Origin of the sequence: Streptomyces sp. (assembly GCF_036566765.1) — a bacterium.
Classification (GTDB): domain Bacteria; phylum Actinomycetota; class Actinomycetes; order Streptomycetales; family Streptomycetaceae; genus Streptomyces.
The window spans coordinates 1-12,685 of record NZ_DATCVQ010000689.1 but is presented as its reverse complement, the minus strand read 5'-3'; the positions used below and the strand labels follow the sequence as shown (position 1 = coordinate 12,685).

Below are 12,685 nucleotides of genomic sequence, written 5' to 3'. Positions count from 1 at the left end.
CCGACGCGACCGCGGGGAGTGACAAGTAATGACGACCACTGTTGAGACGGCCGCCGCCACGGGCCGCGTCGCCCGGGTCATCGGCCCGGTCGTCGACGTGGAGTTCCCCGTCGACGCGATGCCGGAGATCTACAACGCGCTGCACGTCGACGTGCCGGACCCGGCCGGCGACGGCACGAAGACGCTGACCCTCGAGGTCGCGCAGCACCTCGGTGACGGCCTCGTCCGCACCATCTCCATGCAGCCCACCGACGGTCTGGTCCGCCAGGCCGCGGTGACCGACACCGGCTCGGCCATCTCCGTGCCCGTCGGCGACGTCACCAAGGGCAAGGTGTTCAACACCCTGGGCGAGGTCCTCAACGAGGACCCCTCCACGGTCGCGGACGCCGAGCGCTGGGGCATCCACCGCAAGGCCCCGGCCTTCGACCAGCTCGAGTCCAAGACCGAGATGTTCGAGACCGGCCTGAAGGTCGTCGACCTTCTCACCCCGTACGTCAAGGGTGGAAAGATCGGTCTGTTCGGTGGTGCCGGTGTCGGCAAGACCGTTCTGATCCAGGAAATGATCGTGCGTGTGGCGAAGCTGCACGAGGGTGTGTCGGTCTTCGCGGGCGTCGGTGAGCGCACCCGTGAGGGCAACGACCTCATGGTCGAGATGGAGGAGGCCGGCGTTCTCGACAAGACCGCGCTGGTCTTCGGCCAGATGGACGAGCCCCCGGGCACCCGTCTGCGCGTCGCCCTGGCCGGTCTGACCATGGCGGAGTACTTCCGCGATGTGCAGAAGCAGGACGTGCTGTTCTTCATCGACAACATCTTCCGCTTCACCCAGGCCGGTTCCGAGGTCTCCACGCTGCTGGGCCGCATGCCCTCCGCCGTGGGTTACCAGCCGAACCTCGCGGACGAGATGGGCATCCTGCAGGAGCGCATCACCTCGACCCGTGGTCACTCGATCACCTCGATGCAGGCGATCTACGTCCCCGCCGACGACCTCACCGACCCGGCGCCGGCGACCACCTTCGCCCACCTCGACGCGACGACGGTTCTCTCCCGTCCGATCTCCGAGAAGGGCATCTACCCGGCCGTGGACCCGCTGGACTCCACGTCCCGGATCCTGGACCCGCGCTACATCACGCAGGACCACTACGACGCCGCCATGCGCGTCAAGGGCATCCTGCAGAAGTACAAGGACCTCCAGGACATCATCGCGATCCTCGGCATCGACGAGCTCAGCGAGGAGGACAAGCTGGTCGTCCACCGCGCGCGTCGCGTCGAGCGCTTCCTGTCGCAGAACACCCACGCGGCGAAGCAGTTCACCGGTGTGGACGGTTCGGACGTTCCGCTGGACGAGTCGATCGCCGCGTTCAACGCGATCTGCGACGGCGAGTTCGACCACTTCCCGGAGCAGGCCTTCTTCATGTGCGGTGGTCTCGAGGACCTCAAGAAGAACGCCAAGGAGCTCGGCGTCTCCTGAGCCCCGTGCTCACAGAGGGGGGCGGTTCGTCCCGCCCCCCTCGCCACGCCCCTTAGAATTGACCCCAACACCCGGCATCCCCGCCGGGTGGTGACCCGAGGAGCCCCCCTTGGCTGCTGAGCTGCACGTCGAGCTGGTCGCCGCGGACCGGAGTGTCTGGTCCGGCGAGGCCACCCTGGTCATCGCGCGTACCACTTCCGGCGACATCGGCGTCATGCCCGGCCACCAGCCGCTGCTCGGTGTGCTGGAGTCGGGCCCGGTGACCATCCGTACGAGCGAGGGCGCGACCGTCGTCGCCGCCGTCCACGGCGGATTCATCTCGTTCGCCGACGACAAGCTGTCTCTGCTCGCGGAGATCGCCGAGCTGGCGGACGAGATCGACGCCAAGCGCGCCGAGCGCGCGCTGGAGCTCGCGAAGTCGGAGGAGGACGCGGCCGCGGAGCGTCGCGCCGACGTCCGGCTGCGCGCGGTGGCGGTCCGCTAGCGGACCGCACCGAGAGTTGTGCCCTCAGCCGCGGTACGGTCTGGAAGTTTCCAGACCGTACCGCGGCTGAGGTGGATGCGGATACAGGTTGTAGTGATCGCTTACGGGACGATGCGAGGAGGTCGGTGGAGATGTTCCTCGCCCTGCTCGTGAGCGGCCTGGTCGTCGCACTGGTGGTGATCGGGCTCTTCGTCTTCGGCCTGCGCCGCAGACTGATCCAGCGCTCGGGCGGCACCTTCGACTGTTCGCTGCGCTGGAACGTGCCCGAGGAGCCGGACCTGTCCGGCAAGGGCTGGGTGTACGGCGTCGCCCGCTACAGCGGCGACCGGATCGCCTGGTTTCGCGTCTTCTCGTACGCCCCGCGGCCCCGCCGGGTCCTGGAGCGCTCCGCCATCGAGGTGCTGGCCCGCCGGATGCCCGAGGGCGAGGAGGAGCTGGCGCTCCTCTCCGACGCCGTCGTGCTCGGCTGTCTCCATCAGGGGACCCGCCTGGAGCTGGCGATGAGCGAGGACGCGCTGACCGGTTTCCTGGCCTGGCTGGAGGCGGCGCCCCCCGGGCAACGAGTCAATGTCGCTTGAGACGGGGGTCTCGTTGAACGGGGGACCCCCGGACGAAGTCTGGGGGAGGGTCGACGTCGCGTGAGCGCCGCTTTGGATCTCGTACGGCCCGGTGAGTGCCATGTGTGGACCGCCCGGGCCGTTTCCGTGCGCTCGGCCGCCGCGCCGGCGCTGCTCCGGCTGCTCGACGCGGGGGAGCGGGCCCGGTACCAGGCGTTCCTGCGGGACGAGCCGCGCGGCCTCTACCTGACCGCGCACGCGCTGCTGCGGGAGCTGGTCGGGGCCCAGCTGGACCGCGATCCCGCGGGACTCTCCTTCACCGCGGAGTGCCGGCACTGCGACTCCGGCGGGCACGGCAAGCCGATGCTGCCGGACTCGCCGCTCCAGCTGTCGCTGTCGCATTCGGGGGACCGGGTGGCGGTGGCGCTGACGTACGCGGGGCCCGTCGGCGTGGACGTCGAGCAGGTCGGCCGCTCGGGGGAGCCGCCGCTGGGCGTGCTCTCGGCGGCCGAGCGAGCGGTGTACGACCTGCTGCCGGACACGGAGCGCAAGCGCGGCTTCACGCGGTACTGGGCCCGGAAGGAAGCGGTGCTCAAGGCGACCGGGGACGGATTGAGCGTGGAACCGGCGACGCTCACGGTGAGCGCCCCCGACGCTCCCGCCGCCCTGCTCGCCTGGGCCGGACGCGTACAGCCGCACCTTCCGGTGCGGCTGTACGACGTGGAGGCGGCCGAGGACTACCTGTCGGCCGTGGCCGTGCTCGGCGACGACTGCCGGGTGGTCCGGCACGAGGTGGCGTACGACGGGGACGGCGTGCTGCGCCGCCCCCGCCGCGCCGAGGGGTTCTAGCTCAGCCCCGTGTTGATCGCGCCGACCAGTTCGCCGTTGCCGGTGTCGCCGCTGAACTCCCAGAAGAACGCGCCGCCCAGGCCCTGGTTCTTGGCCCAGCCCATCTTGGACGAGACCGTGCCCGGGGTGTCGTAGCTCCACCAGTTGGTGCCGCAGTGCGCGTACGCGGTGCCGGCGACCGTGCCGGTGGCCGGGCAGGAGTTCTTGAGCACCTTGTAGTCCTCGATGCCCTGCTCGTACGTGCCCGCCGCCGGTCCGGTGGCGGTGCCGCCGGGCGCGGACTGGGTGACGCCGGTCCAGCCACGGCCGTAGAAGCCGATGCCGAGCAGCAGCTTGGCGGCCGGGACGCCCTTCGCCTTGAACTTGGCGATCGCCTCGGCGGAGTTGAAGCCCGCCTGCGGGATGCCGGCGTACGAGGTGAGCGGGGAGTGCGGGGCCGTCGGGCCCTGCGCCGCCCAGGCGCCGAAGAAGTCGTACGTCATCACGTTGAACCAGTTCATGTACTGTGCCGCGCCCGCGTAGTCGGTGGCGTCGATCTTGCCGCCGGACGAGGCGTCGGCCGTGACGGCCGCGGTGACCAGGGCGCTGCCGCCGAACTTGGCGCGCATCGCCTGCATCATGCTCTTGAACGCGGCCGGGCCGCTGGTGTCGCAGGACAGGCCGCAGGCGTTCGGGTACTCCCAGTCCAGGTCGATGCCGTCGAAGACGTCGGCCCAGCGCGGGTCCTCCACCAGGTCGTAGCAGGACTGGGCGAAGGCGGCCGGGTTCTGCACGGCCTGGCCGAAGCCGCCGGACCAGGTCCAGCCGCCGAAGGACCAGAGGATCTTGATGTTCGGGTACGCCTTCTTCAGCTTGCGCAGCTGGTTGAAGTTGCCGCGCAGCGGCTGGTCCCAGGTGTCGGCGACGCCGTCCACGGACTGGTCGGCGGTGTACGCCTTGTCGTAGTCGGCGTAGGAGTCGCCGATGGTGCACTTGCCGCCGGTGACGTTGCCGAAGGCGTAGTTGATGTGCGTGATCTTGGCCGCGGAGCCCGAGGTGACGATGTTCTTCACGTGGTAATTGCGGCCGTAGACGCCCCAGTTGGTGAAGTAGCCCATCTTCACCGCGGCGCCCGGGTTCGGGTTGCCCCCGCCGCCGGTGGTGCGGACGCTGACCGCGCCGCTCGCCGGACCGGTCTGGTCGATCGTGTCGCGGGCCACGACGGTGTACGAGTAGTCGGTGCCGGCGGTCAGTCCGGTGTTGGTGTACGTCAGTCCGGTGACCGTGGCGATCGTGGCGCCGTCGCGCTTGACGTCGTAGTTCTTGATGCCCTTGTCGTCGGTGGCGGCGGTCCAGGTCAGCTTGACCGAGGTGTCGGTGACGGCGGAGGCGACCGGGGTGCCGGGGGCGGAGGGCGCGTTGTCGCCGGGCTGGCTGGTGCCGTCGCAGGCGCCGCCGTTGACCTTGCAGCCGCTCGGGGCGCCGGAGCCGCTGCCGTTGAAGCCGAAGGAGACGGTCGCGCCGGGGGCGAGGGTGCCGTTCCAGCCGACGTTCTTGGCGGTCCAGTGGGTGCCGGAGCTGGTGACGGTTGCGTCCCAGGCGGAGGTGACGGCGGTGCCGGCGGGGTAGTCCCACTCGACGGTCCAGGAGGAGAGGGTGGTGGTGCCGGTGTTCTTCACCGTCCACTTGCCCTCGAAGCCGGAGCCCCAGTCCTGGACCTTGGTGTACGTGGCGGTGGCGGAGGTGGCGGCCTCCGCCGGGGAGGCGAGGCCGACCATCGCGGCCAGGGGCAGGATCAGGGCGGTCAGACCGGCGGCGGCCCGGTGTCTGAACCCTGTTCTGCGCGTGGGTGCTTGAGTGCTCAACGGTGCTCCTCAAGTTGCGGACGGACAAGATGGGGGTGGTCCGTAGAACTGCGCGCGCGCCGTGAGCGTAGGAAGGTCTGGACCAATCGTCAAGAGGTCCAGACCAACGTAGGCAGGATTTGGTTCGGTGCGCGGGAGGGGTGGGTCCAGTCCGCCCGGCCGCTCGGGGTCAGACGCCCAACTCCTGGGCGAGTACCGCCGCTTGGACCCTGCTGCGCAGCTCCAGCTTCCCCAGCACCTTGCTGACGTGCGTCTTCACGGTGGCCTCCGCCATCCCCAGGCGCTCGGCGATCTGCGCGTTCGACAGCCCCTTCCCCAGAGACGACAGCACCTCCCGCTCCCGCCGCGTCAGCACGTCGAGCACCGACGGGTCCGGCGCGCCGGGCGCGCGTACGGGGGTGGGGGCGGCGAACTCCGCGATCAGCCGGCGGGTCACCGCGGGCGCGATCAGGCCCTCACCGCGGGCCACCGTCCGTACCGCCTCGATCAGGTCCTTCGCGTCGGTGTTCTTCAGCAGGAAGCCCGCCGCGCCGGCGCGCAGCGCCCCGAAGACGTACTCGTCGAGATCGAAGGTGGTCAGCACGAGGACATCGGCGAGGCCCTCGGAGACCACGTGGCGGGTCGCCGTCACGCCGTCCATCCGGGGCATCTGCACGTCCATCAGGACCAGGTCCGGCCGCAGTTCGCGGGCGAGCGCGACCGCCCGCTCGCCGTCCGCCGCCTCCCCGACGACCTCGATGTCCGGGGCGCTGCCCAGGATCAGTACAAGTCCCGCCCGTACCGCGCTCTGGTCCTCGGCGACCAGTACCCGGATCGTCATCCGTCCGACGTCCTCTCCTCGGCGGGCAGTTCTGCCCGCACCTGCCAGATCTTCGTGCCGTCGGCCGCGGTGACCGGCCCCGCCTCGAACGCGCCGCCGAGCAGTGCGACCCGCTCCCGCATGCCGACCAGGCCGGCCCCGGAGCCGGGCGCGCGGGGGCCCGGCCGGTCCCCGAACGGGCTGGTGACCTGGACGGTCAGCGTCCGCGCGTCCCGGGCGAGGCTCACCGCGACCGGCCCGGCCGGGGCGTGCTTGAGCGCGTTGGTCAGCGACTCCTGCACGATCCGGTACGCGGCGAGCTCGACCGGCGCGGGCATCCGGGAGTCCTCCGGGTCGCGGGCGTCGTCCAGCGTGAACGTCAGCCCGCTCGACTCCCCGTTCGTCCGGGCCTGCGCGACCAGCGCGTCGATCCCGGCCAGCGTGGGCGCGGCGGCCGGCTCCGCGTCGCCGCTGCTGTCGCGCAGCAGCCCGATCAGCCGACGCATCTCCGCCAGGCCCTCGACGCTGTTCTCCCGGATGACGGTCAGCGCCTGCCGGGTCGTCGCCGCGTCGTCCAGGGAGAGCGCGGCGGTGGAGTGGATGGCGATCGCGGAGAGGTGGTTGGCGACCATGTCGTGCAGCTCCCGGGCCATCCGCGCCCGCTCGGCCACGACCGCCTGGCTGCGATCCATCTCCGCGAGCAGCGCCGTCTGCTCGGCGCGCAGCCGCGCGGCCTCGGCGGCCTCCCGGTGGTTGCGCACGACCGCGCCGGTGACGGCCGGCAGGAAGCAGACCATGCCGCTGACCACGCCGATCAGCAGCGCGATGGCGTTCTGCCACCAGACCAGGAGGGCGATCGTGATGCCGATCGTGATCAGCCCGGTGGTGTACGGGATGCGGCGGGCGGAGGCGGGCGGTCCGTACACCACGGCGGCGTAGACCACGTCCGTGAACATCAGGATGGTCGCGATGTTGCCCTGGGTGAACTCGTTCGCCACGACGGCGAGGGTGCCGAGGGCCAGGGCGGTGCGCGGCAGGGTCCGGCGCACCGTCTCCGTCACGGTCATCACCACGAGCGGCAGCACGGGCGCCCAGCGCAGCTCGATCGGCGCCTCGGTCCGGTTGACGATGCCGAACCCCCACAGCATCAGCCCGCAGGCCAGGCCGGCGGAGGCGATGAGCAGGTCGACGCGGTGGGGTCGGGGGAGTGTCACGGGCCCATCCAACACGGTGCGGCCCCGCCGCCGCCTCGCCGTACGGGCGGATACGCGGGGGGCCGCCCCTCCGTCGAAGGATGTAGCCGCACTTCGTCAGCGCCGACGACGAAAGGGCCCGGACGGCACGGGACGCTGAAGGGGAACCGAGAGGAGAGTCTGCCGTGATCGTCTGGCTGATCATGATCTGCGAGGTCGGGTTCTGGGTGCTGCTGGCAGCCGGGCTCGCGACCCGCTACCTGCTCAAGATGCCGCGCCTCGGCATGGTCCTGCTGTTGTGCGAGCCGCTGCTGGAGGTCGTGCTGCTCGTCGTGACGGCGATCGACCTGAAGAACGGGGCCGCGCCGGACTGGAAGCACGGCCTCGCCGCGCTGTACATCGGCTACACCGTCGGCCACGGCCACCGCACCGTGAAGTGGCTCGACGGCCACGCCGCGCACCGGCTCGCCGGCGGCCCGCCGCCGCCGAAGGCCCCGCAGTACGGCAAGGCCCGGGCCCGCCACGAGGGCGCGATCTGGCTCGGCACCCTGATCGGCGGCGCGGTCGCGACCGTCCTGCTGCTGTGCGCGATGTGGTACGTCGGCGACGACGGCGACACGTCCTCGCTGAAGGCCTGGATGTTCGGGGCCTGGCGCGCCGTCGGCATCCACGGCCTGATCGCGCTCAGCTACACCCTGTGGCCGAGGAAGGCCCCGGAGCCGGAGCCGTCAGCGCTCCCCGCCCGGGACCCACAGGACGTCCCCGACCTCACTGTTCGCCGTCCTGGCCAGAATGAAGAGAAGGTCTGACAGGCGGTTCAGGTAGGTGGCGGTCAGAGCGTTCATGGTCTCGCCGTGGACCTCGATCGCCGCCCACGTGGAGCGCTCCGCCCGGCGGACCACCGTGCAGGCCTGGTGCAGCAGGGCCGCGCCGGGAGTGCCGCCGGGGAGGATGAAGGAGCGGAGCTTGTCCAGCCGCTCCAGGAAGCGGTCGCAGTCCGCCTCCAGCTTGTCGACGTACGACTGCTCGACCCGCAGCGGCGGGTACTTCGGGTCCTCCACCACCGGGGTGGAGAGGTCCGCGCCCACGTCGAACAGGTCGTTCTGCACGCGGACGAGAACCTTCACGACCTCCTCGTCGAGCCGGCCGAGGGCGATGGCCGTGCCGATGACGGCGTTGGCCTCGTTGGCGTCGGCATAGGCCGAGATCCGCAGATCGGTCTTGGCGGTCCGGCTCATGTCGCCCAGGGCGGTCGTGCCCTGGTCGCCGGTGCGGGTGTAGATGCGCGTCAGATTGACCATGACCCCAGCGTAGTTACGCTCCGGCCCTGCGGAACGTCCGTGTGCCGACCGTCACGGCGAGCGCCGTGAGCGCGACCGCCACCAGCACGCCGTACAGCATCGTCGGCGTCGCGTACCGCCCGATGTACGCGTCCCGTACCGCGTCCACCAGATAGCGGAACGGCATGAAGTGCGAGAGCACGTCCAGCCAGCCCGGGGCGAGCGCCATCGGCAGCATCAGCCCGGACAGCAGCATCGCGGGCAGCGAGAGCGCGTTGACGGTCGGGCCGAACTCCTGCGGGGTGCGGACCTTCATGGCCAGCGCGTACGAGAGCGAGGCCAGCGCGAAGGTGAGCAGGGCGACGAACGCGAAACCGATCAGGACCCCTGCGAGCGGCGCCCGCAGCCCCATCGCCAGCGCGGCGAGCACCAGCAGCACGGCCTGGAAGACGAAGAGCGAGGCGTCGCGCAGGACCCGGCCGAGGAGCAGCGCGAGCCGGCTGACCGGGGTGACGCGCATCCGCTCCACCACGCCCCAGTTCTTCTCCATGATGAGCGAGAAGCCGGCGAACGAGGCCCCGAAGAGCCCGAGTTGGAGCAGCAGGCCGGGGACGAGGATCTGCCAGGAGTCGCCCTCGCGGCCGAGCGGCAGGTCGGCGAGCAGCGGTCCGAAAAGGAGCAGGTACAGCAGCGGCATCAGCACGCCGAAGAGCATCTGGAACTTCGAGCGCAGCGTCTGCCGGGCGTAGCGCCCGAAGATCAGCGCGGTGTCGTGGAGCAGCATGGCGAGTCCTAAACGGCGACGGGGGCGGGGGCGACGGGGGCCGGGCCTCGCCCGGTGATGGCGAGGAAGGCGTCCTGGAGCGTGGTGACGCCGTGCTCCGCCTTGAGGGCGGCCGGGCTGCCCTCGGCGACGACGACGCCCTTGTCCACGATCACCAGCCGGTCCGCGAGCGCGTCCGCCTCGTCGAGGTAGTGGGTGGTGAGGACGACGGTCGTGCCGAACTCGTCGCGCAGCCGGCGGACCAGCGCCCACAGGTCGGCGCGGCTGCCCGGGTCGAGTCCGGTCGTCGGCTCGTCCAGAAAGAGCACCTCGGGCCGGTGGGTGAGCCCCAGCGCGAGGTCGAGGCGGCGCCGCTGGCCGCCGGAGAGCGCCGCGGTGGAGCGGTCGAGGAGTCCGGTGAGGTCGAGCTCGTGGGCCAGCTCCTCGGTGCGGGCGGCCGCGTCGGCCTTGGACAGCCCGTAGAGCCGCCCCTGGGTGACGAGTTCGGAGCGCACGGTCTCCTGCGGGTCGACCCCGCCGGACTGAGCGACGTACCCGATCCGCCGCCGTACGGCGCCGGGGTCGGCGAGCAGGTCGTGTCCCGCGACGGTGGCCGCCCCGCCGGTGGGCGGGAGCAGTGTGGTGAGCATCCGCAGCGTGGTGGTCTTGCCGGCCCCGTTGGGTCCGAGGAGGCCGAGGATCTCGCCCTGCCGCACGGTCAGGTCGATCCCGCGCACGGCTTCCACGGGGCCGAGTTTCGTCTGGAAGGTCCGGGCGAGCCCGGCCGTACTGATGATTGGCATGGTGACTACAAAAACAGAGTCCCTGAAATTTTGCAATGTCACCAAGTTTTCATCGGCCCTAGGATGGGGGCATGGCTGAGGGGCTCAGGGAGCGCAAGAAGCGCGAGACGAAGCAGCGGATCTCCGACATCGCGACCGGACTCTTCCTGGAGCACGGCTTCGTGACCGTGACCGTCGCGGACGTCGCCGACGCCGCGGACGTGTCCGTCAACACGGTCTACAACTACTTCCCGGCCAAGGAGGACCTCTTCCTCGACCGGATGGAGGGCGTGACCCTCCGCCTGTCGCGGATGATCCGGGGGCGCGACCGGGGCGAGTCCGCGGCCCATGCGGTGCTGCGCGAGATGCGCGGGCAGATCGGCGCCGTCTCGCCCGCGTACGGACTCATGGACGGCTTCGACGCCTTCATGAACGTCATCGAGCACGCCCCCACCCTCAAGGCCCGGCTCTTCTACCTCCAGCAGCAGGTCCACGACGCCGTCGTCGCCACCCTGCGCGAGGAGACCGGCGCGGCCGAGGGCGACCCGCTGCCGCTGCTCGTCGGCGGGCAGATCGCCTGGATCGAGAACACCGCCGTCGGCTACATCACCCGCGAGATGACCGCCGGCCGCAAGGCCACTGCCGTCTCCCGCGAGACCCTCGTCCTCCTCGACGAGATCGAGGAACTGCTGAGCGAGAAGGTCCTCACGTACGCCGTGCGCGGCTGACCGAACGGCCCGCGGGGTGTCGTGAGTGTGACGTCCGTCAAACCGGGCGTGACGCGCATTACTTCCCGGTCACACGAAGCCCCCCGACCGCTAATCTCCGCCGGAGAGTCATTGGTGAACAGTCGTTAAGGGGAACAACGTGGCCAGGAAGCTCGCCGTCATCGGAGCCGGACTCATGGGGTCCGGCATCGCGCAGGTCTCCGCCCAGGCGGGCTGGGACGTCGTGCTGCGCGATGTCACCGACGCGGCCCTGACCCGGGGCGCCGACGGCATCAAGGCCTCCTACGACAAGTTCGTCGCCAAGGGGAAGCTCGACGCGGACGCCGCCGAGGCCGCGTACGCCCGGATCACCCCGACCACCGACCTCGACGCGGTCGCCGACGCCGACATCGTCGTCGAGGCCGTCTTCGAGAAGCTGGAGATCAAGCACGAGATCTTCCGCACCCTCGACAAGCTGGTCAAGGACGACGCCGTCCTCGCCTCCAACACCTCCGCCATCCCGATCACCAAGATCGCCGCGGTGACGGAGCGCCCGGAGCGCGTCGTCGGCGCCCACTTCTTCTCGCCGGTCCCGATGATGCAGCTCTGCGAGCTGGTCCGCGGCTACAAGACCAGCGACGAAACCCTCGCCACCGCGCGGGAGTTCGCCGAGTCGGTCGGCAAGACCTGCATCGTCGTCAACCGCGACGTCGCCGGCTTCGTCACCACCCGCCTCATCTCGGCGCTGGTCGTCGAGGCCGCCAAGCTGTACGAGTCGGGCGTGGCCACCGCCGAGGACATCGACATCGCCTGCAAGCTCGGTTTCGGGCACGCGATGGGCCCGCTCGCCACCGCCGACCTGACGGGCGTCGACATCCTCGTCAACGCCACCAGCAACATCTACACCGAGTCCCAGGACGAGAAGTTCGCGCCGCCGGAGCTGATGCGCCGGATGGTGGACGCCGGTGACATCGGCCGCAAGAGCGGGCAGGGCTTCTATAAGCACTGATCCGCCATCACCCCGACGGGTGAATTCGGTCTCGGTTCGCTTACAAGGCGCAACGCTTCTGCCGGTCCGGCAGTCAGTTGTTGCATAGACGGAGCACTCTCGGGGAGCGCATATGCACATCAGGGGCGACCACGTCGAGCTGGTCGTCGGGGGCCGCCTCGACGTCCGCAGCGCGGCGGACGCCCGTACGGTCCTGCACTCGGCCGTCGACGACGGAGACGGAGACCTGGTTCTCGACCTGACCGGTCTCGACTCCTGGGACGCGACCGGGCTCGGGGTCATCATGGGCGCGCACCGGCGGGCCGGCCGCTGCGGCCGCCGGCTGGTGCTGCGCGGGGTGCCGCCGCAGATGCAGCGGCTGCTGGTGGCCACCCGGCTGCACCGCATCCTCGCCATCGAGGGCGGGCTCGCCGCGGAGTCGCTTCCACGCGTCTGAACGCGGCCGGCCGGTGTGTGAAGCACCTGTGTGACTCAGGCGGTCCGGCTCAATCCTCATGAGACCGTGACGTCACGGGCGGGGTAGTACCCCGCGCGTGCGCGAATGCGGTTCCACCGTCTAGGGTTCGGTCGCCCGCCGATTGACGGACCCACCCGGCGGGCACCGGACCCGAGGCGTCAGCGAGCGTGCAGATCGGCCGGGAGGGGCTCGGCGCGCACCGCTTTTTTGGGAGCTTTCACCATGGACCCGATGAACCGGGAACCCGACGAGTACGGCACGGGCGACGACCGCACCGGTGCGGCCGCCGGCGGTCGGCGGGGCTCCCGCGAGCCCCTGACGTCCGATTTCGGCCAGTCCGCTCCCACGGTCGCCCGCACCGTACGGCTCGTCGCAGGCGACCTGCTGCTCACCGTCAACCCCGTCGACGGCAGCGAGATCGAGGCCTGCCCGCCCGGCGACCGGCCCGGGCAGCCCCGCCGCCGCACCGCCGAGGAGCGCGCCGACCGCGCCC

Annotated in this window: 14 protein-coding genes and 1 pseudogene; 9 read left to right on the top strand and 6 right to left on the bottom strand. The window is 70.7% G+C overall.

What is annotated here, in order from left to right; genetic code table 11:
• Positions 1 to 28 precede the first annotated feature (28 nt).
• The 4 genes from atpD (at position 29) to VIU94_RS39880 (ending at position 3,358) form a co-directional block, all read left to right on the top strand.
• Positions 29 to 1,468, top strand: coding sequence for a F0F1 ATP synthase subunit beta (gene atpD / locus VIU94_RS39895; protein ID WP_331919745.1), 1,440 nt, complete (start codon positions 29 to 31; stop codon positions 1,466 to 1,468).
• A 109-nt stretch (positions 1,469 to 1,577) separates the two neighbouring features.
• On the top strand, positions 1,578 to 1,952 hold the full coding sequence (locus VIU94_RS39890) for a F0F1 ATP synthase subunit epsilon (protein ID WP_331919743.1): 375 nt from the start codon (positions 1,578 to 1,580) through the stop codon (positions 1,950 to 1,952).
• A gap of 125 nt (positions 1,953 to 2,077) precedes the next feature.
• Positions 2,078 to 2,530 (top strand): DUF2550 domain-containing protein, encoded by a 453-nt coding sequence (locus VIU94_RS39885; protein ID WP_331919741.1) that lies wholly within the window; start codon positions 2,078 to 2,080, stop codon positions 2,528 to 2,530.
• 60 nt (positions 2,531 to 2,590) lie between these two features.
• The gene (locus tag VIU94_RS39880) at positions 2,591 to 3,358 is read left to right on the top strand and encodes a 4'-phosphopantetheinyl transferase family protein (RefSeq protein ID WP_331919739.1); all 768 of its coding nucleotides are present in this window, start codon (positions 2,591 to 2,593) and stop codon (positions 3,356 to 3,358) included.
• On the opposite strand, the gene VIU94_RS39875 is transcribed toward VIU94_RS39880, so the two are convergent.
• The 3 genes from VIU94_RS39875 to VIU94_RS39865 all read right to left on the bottom strand — a co-directional run bounded on the left by VIU94_RS39875 (position 3,355) and on the right by VIU94_RS39865 (position 7,215).
• Positions 3,355 to 5,202 (bottom strand): glycoside hydrolase family 18 chitinase, encoded by a 1,848-nt coding sequence (locus VIU94_RS39875; RefSeq protein ID WP_414721094.1) that lies wholly within the window; start codon positions 5,200 to 5,202, stop codon positions 3,355 to 3,357. The genes VIU94_RS39880 and VIU94_RS39875 overlap by 4 nt on opposite strands.
• A gap of 169 nt (positions 5,203 to 5,371) precedes the next feature.
• Complete coding sequence (locus VIU94_RS39870; protein WP_331919737.1) at positions 5,372 to 6,022, bottom strand: response regulator; 651 nt, start codon at positions 6,020 to 6,022, stop codon at positions 5,372 to 5,374.
• Positions 6,019 to 7,215: a sensor histidine kinase gene (locus tag VIU94_RS39865; protein WP_331919735.1), complete on the bottom strand. Its 1,197-nt coding sequence runs from the start codon at positions 7,213 to 7,215 to the stop codon at positions 6,019 to 6,021. The genes VIU94_RS39870 and VIU94_RS39865 overlap by 4 nt, the downstream gene beginning before the upstream one ends.
• A gap of 164 nt (positions 7,216 to 7,379) precedes the next feature.
• Here VIU94_RS39865 and VIU94_RS39860 point away from each other — a divergent pair, with 164 nt between their 5' ends.
• A complete protein-coding gene (locus VIU94_RS39860) occupies positions 7,380 to 8,003 on the top strand; it encodes a hypothetical protein (protein WP_331919733.1) in 624 nt (207 codons plus the stop codon).
• On the opposite strand, the gene VIU94_RS39855 is transcribed toward VIU94_RS39860, so the two are convergent.
• The 3 genes from VIU94_RS39855 to VIU94_RS39845 are packed head-to-tail and all read right to left on the bottom strand — an operon-like array spanning position 7,923 to position 10,040.
• On the bottom strand, positions 7,923 to 8,495 hold the full coding sequence (locus tag VIU94_RS39855) for a cob(I)yrinic acid a,c-diamide adenosyltransferase (RefSeq protein WP_331919731.1): 573 nt from the start codon (positions 8,493 to 8,495) through the stop codon (positions 7,923 to 7,925). The genes VIU94_RS39860 and VIU94_RS39855 overlap by 81 nt on opposite strands.
• Before the next feature lie 13 nt (positions 8,496 to 8,508).
• The gene (locus tag VIU94_RS39850) at positions 8,509 to 9,258 is read right to left on the bottom strand and encodes an ABC transporter permease (RefSeq protein ID WP_331919729.1); all 750 of its coding nucleotides are present in this window, start codon (positions 9,256 to 9,258) and stop codon (positions 8,509 to 8,511) included.
• A gap of 8 nt (positions 9,259 to 9,266) precedes the next feature.
• Positions 9,267 to 10,040, bottom strand: a complete 774-nt coding sequence (locus VIU94_RS39845) for an ABC transporter ATP-binding protein (RefSeq protein ID WP_331919727.1) — start codon at positions 10,038 to 10,040, stop codon at positions 9,267 to 9,269.
• A 71-nt stretch (positions 10,041 to 10,111) separates the two neighbouring features.
• Between VIU94_RS39845 and VIU94_RS39840 the strand changes: the two genes are divergently transcribed.
• The 4 genes and pseudogenes from VIU94_RS39840 to VIU94_RS39825 all read left to right on the top strand — a co-directional run.
• Entirely contained in the window at positions 10,112 to 10,747 is a 636-nt protein-coding gene (locus VIU94_RS39840; RefSeq protein WP_331919726.1) for a TetR/AcrR family transcriptional regulator, read from the top strand.
• Positions 10,748 to 10,886: 139 nt separating this feature from the next.
• Positions 10,887 to 11,735, top strand: a complete 849-nt coding sequence (locus VIU94_RS39835; RefSeq protein ID WP_331919724.1) for a 3-hydroxyacyl-CoA dehydrogenase family protein — start codon at positions 10,887 to 10,889, stop codon at positions 11,733 to 11,735.
• 112 nt (positions 11,736 to 11,847) lie between these two features.
• Positions 11,848 to 12,171 (top strand): STAS domain-containing protein, encoded by a 324-nt coding sequence (locus VIU94_RS39830; protein ID WP_318103045.1) that lies wholly within the window; start codon positions 11,848 to 11,850, stop codon positions 12,169 to 12,171.
• Positions 12,172 to 12,414: 243 nt separating this feature from the next.
• Positions 12,415 to 12,685, top strand: a pseudogene (locus VIU94_RS39825) (ATP-binding protein); the annotation flags it as partial.

What these genes read in the sequence shown, in the direction of transcription:
- atpD (WP_331919745.1), top strand. Translation starts at nt 29, where the DNA reads ATGACGACCACTGTTGAGACGGCCGCCGCCACGGGCCGCGTCGCCCGG.
- VIU94_RS39870 (WP_331919737.1), bottom strand. Translation starts at nt 6,022, where the DNA reads ATGACGATCCGGGTACTGGTCGCCGAGGACCAGAGCGCGGTACGGGCG.
- VIU94_RS39855 (WP_331919731.1), bottom strand. Translation starts at nt 8,495, where the DNA reads ATGGTCAATCTGACGCGCATCTACACCCGCACCGGCGACCAGGGCACG.
- VIU94_RS39850 (WP_331919729.1), bottom strand. Translation starts at nt 9,258, where the DNA reads ATGCTGCTCCACGACACCGCGCTGATCTTCGGGCGCTACGCCCGGCAG.
- VIU94_RS39845 (WP_331919727.1), bottom strand. Translation starts at nt 10,040, where the DNA reads ATGCCAATCATCAGTACGGCCGGGCTCGCCCGGACCTTCCAGACGAAA.
- VIU94_RS39840 (WP_331919726.1), top strand. Translation starts at nt 10,112, where the DNA reads ATGGCTGAGGGGCTCAGGGAGCGCAAGAAGCGCGAGACGAAGCAGCGG.
- VIU94_RS39830 (WP_318103045.1), top strand. Translation starts at nt 11,848, where the DNA reads ATGCACATCAGGGGCGACCACGTCGAGCTGGTCGTCGGGGGCCGCCTC.